Origin of the sequence: Psychrobacter sp. 16-MNA-CIBAN-0192 (genome assembly GCF_040309565.1) — a bacterium.
Classification (GTDB): domain Bacteria; phylum Pseudomonadota; class Gammaproteobacteria; order Pseudomonadales; family Moraxellaceae; genus Psychrobacter.
Window position 1 is genome coordinate 1 of record NZ_JBEOOX010000791.1, and the last position, 230, is coordinate 230.

The window sequence follows — 230 nt, forward strand, 5'->3', positions numbered from 1 at the left end:
GCAGGTACCGGTGCAATACCATAAGGTGTGCGCGGTAATTTGCCGAAATACTTAGGCAACATGGCATCTGCTTTTTTGGCAATAAATGCTGCTTCTTTAAGTAACTCATCAGCGTTTTTAGGATAAAACTGTGGATCCGTGCGTAAAAACATTAAAAAATCAGCAAAACTGCCTTTAAAGCCAACATCTTTAATTACCTGCTCCATTTCTGATCTTATACGAGCAACTTC

1 protein-coding gene is annotated in these 230 nt (G+C 39.6%); it reads right to left on the reverse strand.

The window, feature by feature from the left end; translation table 11 throughout:
- Positions 1–206: DUF885 family protein (locus AAEY78_RS15235; RefSeq protein ID WP_352340379.1), on the reverse strand; the 206-nt coding region annotated here is incomplete at its 3' end.
- Positions 207–230 lie beyond the last annotated feature (24 nt).